The organism is Novipirellula herctigrandis (genome assembly GCA_007859835.1).
GTDB lineage: Bacteria > Planctomycetota > Planctomycetia > Pirellulales > Pirellulaceae > Novipirellula_A > Novipirellula_A herctigrandis.
Genome location: SJPJ01000001.1, coordinates 105,086 through 113,354, shown reverse-complemented (window position 1 = coordinate 113,354; position 8,269 = coordinate 105,086). Strand labels below are relative to the sequence as shown.

Here is an 8,269-nt window from a genome sequence, read left to right as displayed (position 1 = left end):
GGGGTCGAGCGCAGCGAGGGGGAGGGCGTTCAGCAGATGCAGCCACCACCAACCCTCTCCCGAGCCTGAGAGCTCGACCTCTCCCAAAAGGCATTGGTGAGATGGGAGGGGAGCAAGAAGGGACAAGAAAAGCATGCTGCACAATTCATCCTCTCTCCTGTTCGTTACCAGCAACGGTTCGTTAGGTAGAACATTTGGATGGCCCCTGCGGTCCCCCTGCGGTCAAATAACTGATGCAAACAACCCCTGCCCGCGAGAGCGGGAGGGGTCGAGCGCAGCGAGGGGGAGGGCGTTCAGCGGATGCAGCCATCAACAACCCTCTCCCGAGCCTGAGAGCTCGACCTCTCCCAAAAGGCGAGGTGAGATGTGAGGGGAGCAAGAAGGGGCAAGAAAAGCATGCTGCACAACTCATCCTCTCTCCTGTTGGTTACCAGCAACGGTTCGTTAGGTGGAACATTTGGATGGTCCCTTCGGTCTCCCTCATAAAATCCACGTGACCTTGCGGCACGCCGATATTCACTTCCACAAAGACCCGATTGCCAAGTCCGACCGTCTTCCTGGAAAGTTTCATCATTCCCTCATCACCGCTTCTGCAAATTGCAAAAGCAACAATGAGTTCAAACAGTGAAGTTCATGGCATCAAGCCCGCAAACTCCACATAAACGTTCAAGTGAAAATCGTAAGACTTCGGGTTTAACAACTCAGATTTTCATCCGTTCTGTGACATCGAGCCATGCTTACAACCAGACGAGCCCCAATTCTTTGCTTTGACAAAGCAACTAGTCATTCTCTGCGATCGTTATCCGCTTTGCGCTCTGTAGCGTCACCGGCCCCAACAGCCCCGATTCCAGCAGTGGGGAGTCCTTATGAAAGTGCTTCCAACTACTGAAGGCCAGACGGCGCGGTTCGGAACGAGGCGTACGCTGACGTACCCAGTCAGGCCAATCGACTGGACCTCCGTTCGACTTGTACTGTGTATCGACCGGGAACTGCTCGTCGCCGATCAGGCGGTTAGGCCAGAGGTTCGTAACGCGCACTTCCAGCGAGTTCTCGCCCGGTTGCAGAACATCCGTTACATCCACTCGGAACGGTGGTTTCCAGAGGACGCCCAGCGCTTGTCCATTTAGTTTCGGCTCAGCAATCACGCTGACATCGCCAAGGTCCAAGTACAGACGTTGTTGGTCGCCCAAGGCCGTTTCTGGAATGTCAAATTGTTTGACATAGGTTGCAGTGCCGGAAAAGTACTTCACGCCCACTCGGTCATGTTCGGTCCAGGAAATCAGCTCGCCCAGCACGATCGATTTCGGCGCGCCACCGCCCGGCGGGAATCGGAGTTCCCACGGTCCATCGATGGTTTGCGGTCGGGGCAACGTTTCGACGTCAAAGCGAACCGGGACTCCTGCTTCCCGTGAAAGCTGATAGGTACCGGCTTGCCAAACGGTGGCGTCGTACATGCCATCGGCTCGATGGACTAGCTCAATCGTAGGTAGGTCGACTGGCAAGTCCAGTTCCTCACATCGTGCCATGGCGGTAATCGCCGCTTCGTTGGGTGCATGTTCTATGATCTGCAGATCGCGTAGCTGACCGGCAAAGGCACCGCCGCGCCCACGTTTGCCGCTGGGATGCACGTTGTAGTTGCTCTTTGGTGCCGAACCAGCGAGGCGACCGTTCAGATACAGCGAAGGCCGATTGTTGCTATAGACCAGGGCAACGTGCGTCCAGTCTTGGATCGTCGTTGCATGCACCAGGCGAGGCGCCAGGTAGCGTGCCGAGTGCTCGAAGACACAGACGCCGTTGGTTCCCACGGAAATGCCCGCGGAAGCCTGACCGGGTCCGTAGGCGATTTCTCCCTGCTCGGAGATATACACAAACTGTTGGCCAGCGGTGCGGGTGATGCCTTGATCGCTTCTCGCAGGCAGCGGAATGGTCTGATCGGGTTTAACCCAAAAGGCAACGCCGAACGAACCGCTGACGTCGGGATACGAAGGCAGGAGCTCCGGTAACTTCAGCCCCGGCTTTTTCGTGGTAGATCGAACAACATGACCGTCGTGTGTGACCGAGCGAATCGGATCGCTGTTGTCCTTGTCGCGGAACACAACAAAGACGGATTCGGCCGGTTCGAACCGGATGGGAAGAACGGTCTGCCCGTCCGCCTCTCGGTACACGGCCGGCCGAATGATCTGCCCTGTCTCCGGGTCCCACAGCTCGGGTCGTTTGCCAGCCACGCGAAAACTGCAAACTGCCTCGACCGGTGTGCCGGCCGAGTTGGAGACGAAGTACCAGTCCATCTGCTGGTTGCGACGATGGATATATCGCAGCGGGTCGGTTGTAGATGCGCTGAAATCGAAGTCCGCCGTCAGGCCAATCCGTGCGAAGATCTCCTTGAAGGATAGCCCCCAGAAGACGCGGCCCGCACCCACCGCGTGGTCGACGGCGGGAACGCGTGAAGAATTGGGTTGTGCTTTGCTTTGGGCAAAGACGTTCTTTTGCGGAGCGAAAGACGACAATCCATCGGCGCTTCCCCATAGCGAATCGGCAATCGTCCTCACCTGTGTGTCGCATGTCGGGTAGCCGGACAGGCTGGGCGATTCGACCGGTTTGGGGCCAACGACCACGGCGCCGGATTGGACCAGCGATTCGATCTTTCGTAGCAATTCCGGGCGGATTCGGCTTGTATCGGGCAGTAGCAATACTCTGTACGACATCCCACCGGGTACCACGACCCGGCCCTCCTCCACCGACGCGGACAGAAGCACTTCCGTATTGCAGGCGTCGTAGTCGTAGCCGTCCGGAAGCGGTGGATTCAACTCGTGGCGATAGCCGAGGTAGTTCGGAATATCCTCGCCGGTAAAGACCAACACGTCGCCAACGAATTGCCCCTCCTGCAGCAGGTACTGGCATCGAGCCAGGTACTCGAACCACGCCGCGCCCGGCTCCCACCAAGTGTTCGTGCGCTCCAGATGAATACCCCACTGACCCATCGTCATACCAGGACGAAGGTCGTTCCAGGGTTGCATGGCATAACGATGGAAAACGATTCGGTTGACACCGTGACAGAACGCTTCGTCGCCCAGCGGTTTTAGCGAGTAGGGATGCTGGGTCCATCGCGCCTGCGTTGGTCCCGACGTGAACGATTCGGCTCCCACATATTTCTTTCCGAAGAGGTGAGCTACAGACGCTGCGGCCTTGCAGTCAGGTCGAATGCGTCCTTCGGTCACCCAGAATTCGCCCATTGGCAGATCGGCCTGGCGTTGGTAGGTCACCGGATCGAACAGGAACTGCTGAGCACCGGCTGCCTCGGTTTCGAACAGCAGGCCGCGGCTGCGAGCCACCTGACCCATCCGCCCATAGTAGTTGTCAGCCAATAGGTCGGCGATCGTACGACGCAGATCCCACAAAAAGCGTTCGGAAACGTCCACGCTGTCGATGATGTGGCCTCCGGCCATAGCCGGCAGCAGAGGCAGCATATCGTAGCCGCGTCGTTTCTTGAATTCTTCGGGAAACGCGGCCGTCCAGTTCTGCTCGCCCGTCTCCCAACTATCGATGTGACAGTATTTGAGTGTTGTGCCGGACAACGGACCGATGTCGCTGAGCAACTTGGCAAAGAATCGGTCGAAGGCGATTTCAACGCCTGTGCCGTTCAACGCGTCGGGTTCCAGGCCGGTACCTTCCACCGATGCCGGCCCGTTCTTTTCGCCGGTCGGCGTGTAGCCCAGGCGCAGCACGGTCCAGGAACCGGCGGGCGCTTTCCACCGGAGTCGTCCGCTGGTATCGAGGTTCCCGGTCACATCCTGAACGGCAGATCGATCGATTGCGAAGTACTCCGCTGGCTTGGTCCACGATGGATCTTCGATGTCCGATGTTTCTCCTGTCGCCGCCCGTCGCATGCGGAAGAACGGTGCATCGGCGCCGTGGCCCCAGCGTCGCGCGAAACCGGACTTCAGTTCCCAATAGTTAACTCGGCCTGCACCCAGTAGATCGACTTCGGCTAGGTTCAATCGCATCGAAGGGAATACAACTCGGAAATGGCGCGCGGTCGTTTCGTCGAAGCTGATGGTGATCGACGGATGGTTGGCTCGCCAGCCAAAGGTTGCTTCGCCAACGGTCCGGTAGCTCTTGCCGTCGTCGGATACCTGCAGCTTGGCCGTTCCCGGCAGATTTGAGTGCAGCGCGGCGGCACAGCGAAGGCCTCGTGCCGTAAACGGTTCTGTGAATTCGAATTGCAACCACGGAAATCCTTCGGTTGGGCTTAACGTGGCGACCGTCTGCATGTCGTCATCGGTCAATGCATCAACATCACACTTGGGATCGCTGGATGTGACCGACTCGGCCGTTGATAGATCGCGTTCGGCCTGAGGCGTCGGAAAGGCCAGCACGGCGATATCGTGATACACGTCCAAGTTGGTTTCCGGTTGCCGCAGATCGATTAGCTTATTCGTCGGCCCTTGGATCTTTGTTTCGGTCCAGACCAACTTCATCATGGCTTCTTCTGGCTGGATCCACGGACCTCCCGTGCCAGTCCAACCATCGCACGCGTTCATCGTCACTTCGATGCCCAGCCGATCCGCCTCGGCCACGGCGAAGTGGAACAACTCGCGCCACTGGGGAGAAAAGAACTTCACCGGGCCCGCAGGAATGCCGGCGCCCGCGTGCACGATCAGCACACCGCCGATCCCAGATTGATCCATAGCTTCCAGATCGGCGGTGATCCCGTCGCGCGTGATGTTACCATTCATCCAGAACCAATAGACCCATGGTTTGGCATGAGCCGGTGGCTGGCGGAATCCGGTTTCCAGGTCGGTGGCTTGCGCCGTGCAGGTTTGGCCGAACACGACGGCAAGACAAGCGAGAGAAAACAAAACGCGACGAACAGCCGTGTTGCGGTCGATCATGAGTAGGTTCCTTCGTTCTACGAAATTGTAATGCACCGATTCGAGCAACCGATCATCTTCGGAGCACTTCGCGATCACCGATCTGTTCCATCCAGGCAAACAGCTCCTTGCGGAGACGATCGGCGATCGGTTTCATGTCGGGATCATCGATTCGGTTAACGACCTCGGTCGGATCGTTGGATTGATCGAACAGATATTGCTCGTTCGTGCCGGTCAAAATCAGTTTCCATCGCTTATCGCGCGCCATGCGATGGCCTTCACCCGTCGCCGCGCCAACACCAACGCACTCGCTGAAGACCGTCTGTCGAACGCTGGTCGTTGGGTCATTCAAGATGGGAATCAACGATTTCCCCATCAGGTGTCTTGGAGCATCCTCGACACCTGCCAGAGCCAATAGAGTCGGGTAGACATCCAAGCTAGAGACAAGCGCTTGCGACCGGAAACGGTTGGGTACTCCGGGTCCCGTCATGAACATAGGAACGCGCACGGATTCCTCGTGCATGGTGATCTTGCTACCCAAACCGTGACTGCCCAGGTGGTAGCCGTTGTCAGACAAGAATACGATCACGGTGTTGTTCAATGCATCCAGTGATCGCAGTTTGCCGACCAGCTGACCGACTTGATGATCCAGGTGACTGATGACTGCGTAGTAAGCACGAATGAACTCGCGCGTCGTTTCCTTGTCACGGGGCGGGCCGGCCGATAGTTGGCGGTGGTTGTGGCGATAACCGGAGTCTCTTTGGAAATGCTCCCCCGGCTTGCCCTGATTGTTCAAGCTGATCTGTTGCGGCTGGATGCGGTAGTTCTCCGGCAGCGCTAACTTGCCCTCCGGGTAGAGATCCAACCATCGTTGCTCGGGTAGCAGCGGTACATGCGGTTGTCTGGGAGCGAGCCAGAGAAAAAAAGGCTGCTCGCCGTTTGCGTGGGCTTCCAAAAATTCGTTGGCCTTTTCAAAGGCTCCTGTGTCGTCGTAGCCACCTTGGTCGTCGCCTTCGGCGAATCCGTAGTTCGTCGGCTTGCCTATGTGTGACTTGCCGTAGAAACCTGTGTAGTAGCCCGCTCGGTTCAGCTGGTGGGCCAGTGTCTGTTCGGACCGATCACCGCCAACCCGATAGGCGTGGAATTGCTTGTGATCCAAAGCGATCACGCGGTGTTGTTGAGGGAATACGCCGCTGAACATCGATGCGCGACTGGCCGCGCAGATCGGACTGGCCACATAAGCGTTGTCGAAAATTACACCTTGACGGCCTAACGCGTCCAAGTGCGGCGTCTCCACTTCTGGGTTGTTGTAGCCGATCGCGCGATCCGCCTGATCGTCGGTAAAGATAACCAGCAGGTTCGGTTGTTCGGCGGCGATGCCGCAGTTCAGTAACCAGGTAACCAGGAACAGCGGCACGAGGTGTCTAATGGTTGTCATTGGCACGTGTTTCTTTGTTCTGAGGCAATCGCGGGCCTGACCTGATTGTATCCGCCGAAGATTTCGCACAGGGCAAGATCATCCTGTTTGCCGTAGGCATGCGAAATGGAACTGCCGAGCTTCGGGTCCAGAAGAGAACGCGACGAGCGTAATCGCGGCCAACAGACAGGCGCCAACGATCAATTTGTTGAGTGTCATGCAAGGGCTCCCTTATACTACGAAATTGTGGCCTATAAAAATCCTAGTCTCCTTGGACTTCGACGGATATCCCATAATAGCCCTTGTTTTGCGCCATTCCGTGGTGGATACTAACCTCATACAACAGCGATGAATGGGCAGTTAGGATGGTGACTGATGGGCGGCAACGCACCAAGCGACTACGACGGCTACTACCACTATCTGCCCGTGAACGACGCAGCCATGCTTTGGGGACTGTATCTCACTGGCTGTGGCAGTGGAAAGGTGTCCGCTGGTGAGTCCTATCCGCCGGAAGGACACCCGGGGCTCTACAGTTTCCACTGGTCGCGCGGCCGTGTTTTGCCCGAGTTTCAGGTGATCCTGATCAGCGAAGGCAGGGGAGTGTTCGATTCCGAACCGACGGGGAAAATCGTCGTCGAATCTGGCAGCGTCCTAACACTGTACCCAGGCGTTTGGCATCGCTATCGACCGAACCGTGATACCGGCTGGACGGAACGTTGGATTTCTTTGAATGGGGCGATGATGCACCGCCTGCTCGAATTGTCGTTACTGCACCCGCAGATGGCTGTCCGCAAAGCGAAGGCGCCCGTCACGCTCGCAAAGTCATTCGATCGACTGCTAACACGCATTCGCAAAGACCCGAACCAGAACTCGGTTCTCCTTTCCCTGCAGGCCATGACGTTGATCGGAACTGTCATGGAGAGTATCGCCGAACGCGACGAACTGCCTGGCGGGCACCGCACGGTTCGGGGAAAAGACGTGATCGATCCTCTGGTCGCCGGAGCGTTGGACTTGATCTGGACCCACAGCCATCACGCTTTCTCCGTGCAGAAGTTCGCCGACCAACTGGCGGTCAGCCGACGATCGCTGGAACGCCATTTTCGCCAAGAACTTGGACACAGTGTTCTGGACGAGATCGCCGCTTGTCGCCTGAGTCGGGCAAAGCGACTCCTTCGCGAAACCGACTTGGGTGTCAAAGCCGTAGCCTACCTAGCGGGCTTCCCCAGTGAAGAGCGAATGCGTGTCACGTTCCTGCAAACCGTCAATACGTCGCCCTCTCAATATCGCCACGACTCGCTCAAGCAACGAAGACCTCGACTTGGCAGGCCGACGAAACCGTGATCTTGTTCATTCCATTCCACTCGAATCGTTTCTGCAAAGGAGTCATTTCCATAGAAAGCAAGAAGAACAAGAAAGGGCCATCCAGTCTTATTTTTAGCAAGGAGCTTCTCCAGAGTCTTTTCTTCGGAAATGTTCCCCCTTTGGATGCGATCGGAGTGGTAACCTTCCTTTCCTGGAGTTCACATGCATCTTTACAGCATCAACTGCGCAGCACACAACGCTAATCGCAAAATCAGTTGCAGGTTCTAGCGTGCGGAAGAGAATCCACTACACCGAAGATAGTCCGAGTGAGTTCTCGGGAGCACACAGCCAACCTTGACCACACCGGACAGCCTCACGAGCAAGAAGGGGAAAGAAAAGGCCAGGCAAGTTTCGATCCGTTGCTAGAAAAGCATGCTGCATAACTCATCCTCTCTCCTGTTCGTTGTTAGCAACGGTTCGTTAGGTAGAACATTCGGATGGCTCCTCCGGTCATTCGGTCAAATAACTGAAGCAAACAACCCCTGCCCGCGAGAGCGGGAGGGGTCGAGCGCAGCGAGGGGGAGGGCCTTCAGCGGATGCAGCCACCACCAACCCTCTCCTGAGCCTGAGAGCTCGACCTCTCCCAAAAGGCGAGGTGAGAGGGGAGGGGAGCAAGAAG

At 57.1% G+C, this 8,269-nt stretch carries 3 protein-coding genes; 1 reads left to right on the top strand and 2 read right to left on the bottom strand.

Going from position 1 to position 8,269, the window contains the following annotated elements; translation table 11 throughout:
* Positions 1-779: 779 nt before the first annotated feature.
* Positions 780-4,892, bottom strand: a complete 4,113-nt coding sequence (locus tag CA13_RS00435; RefSeq protein ID WP_146393771.1) for a glycosyl hydrolase — start codon at positions 4,890-4,892, stop codon at positions 780-782.
* Between the two features lie 52 nt (positions 4,893-4,944).
* Positions 4,945-6,309, bottom strand: a complete 1,365-nt coding sequence (locus tag CA13_RS00430; protein WP_146393769.1) for a sulfatase family protein — start codon at positions 6,307-6,309, stop codon at positions 4,945-4,947.
* A 354-nt stretch (positions 6,310-6,663) separates the two neighbouring features.
* Between CA13_RS00430 and CA13_RS00425 the strand changes: the two genes are divergently transcribed.
* Positions 6,664-7,629 (top strand): helix-turn-helix domain-containing protein, encoded by a 966-nt coding sequence (locus CA13_RS00425; protein WP_146393766.1) that lies wholly within the window; start codon positions 6,664-6,666, stop codon positions 7,627-7,629.
* The last annotated feature ends 640 nt before the right edge of the window (positions 7,630-8,269 follow it).

Excerpts from the sequence above, each read along its gene's own strand:
- CA13_RS00435 (WP_146393771.1), bottom strand. The coding sequence starts at position 4,892 with ATGATCGACCGCAACACGGCTGTTCGTCGCGTTTTGTTTTCTCTCGCT.
- CA13_RS00430 (WP_146393769.1), bottom strand. The coding sequence starts at position 6,309 with ATGACAACCATTAGACACCTCGTGCCGCTGTTCCTGGTTACCTGGTTA.
- CA13_RS00425 (WP_146393766.1), top strand. The coding sequence starts at position 6,664 with ATGGGCGGCAACGCACCAAGCGACTACGACGGCTACTACCACTATCTG.